The organism is Candidatus Symbiopectobacterium sp. NZEC127, from assembly GCF_025962675.1.
In the GTDB taxonomy this organism is placed as follows: domain Bacteria; phylum Pseudomonadota; class Gammaproteobacteria; order Enterobacterales; family Enterobacteriaceae; genus Symbiopectobacterium.
Genome location: NZ_JAGFPG010000068.1, coordinates 1 through 568, shown reverse-complemented (window position 1 = coordinate 568; position 568 = coordinate 1). Strand labels below are relative to the sequence as shown.

1 pseudogene is annotated in these 568 nt (G+C 52.6%); it reads right to left on the bottom strand.

Going from position 1 to position 568, the window contains the following annotated elements:
• Positions 1-78: 78 nt before the first annotated feature.
• Positions 79-568, bottom strand: a pseudogene (locus tag J5069_RS23950) (phage replication protein); the annotation flags it as partial.

Here is a 568-nt window from a genome sequence, read left to right as displayed (position 1 = left end):
CTTCGGAAATGTCTTTCCCGTATATCTCGCCAATCGCTGCCATCGACTGAGCGAACTTAGGTTTTTCAGTATCGTTCATCAGAATGGTGCTCCGTTATCTCCCCCTCCGGCCCAGCGCTGGAGAGTGTCGAGGTTTCGTGCAGTGGTTGCCGAGTATTTGCCAGCAGAGATCGCTTTAGCGTGTTCGTTGTCGTCAAGGTCACGCAGTTTCTCGACCTGCGCAGCATCACGCAGGATTGTTTCGATACCGTCATAGCGCCTGTTGGATGGGTTCTTCCCCATCAGCCACGGGTCGTACTTGGCACCGGAAATGGCTTTGCAGAGTTCAGCAACGCTAAATCCCTCTTCGAGACGGGCGTTGATTCGCTTGCGGCGCTTAGGGTCGAGTTTCGATGTCAGGTGGTTGTGCTCTGCTTGCCAATGGCTGAACACGGTTTTGATGGCTTGCGATACTGGTTGCGCGGCTGGCTCTTCTTCGGTTGGTTCGGTTGGTTCGGTTGGTTTTTCACACACGTCCCCAGCGGGGACTATAGGGGTAATATCTTTTTGTCTTTCTTTCTTTAAAGTA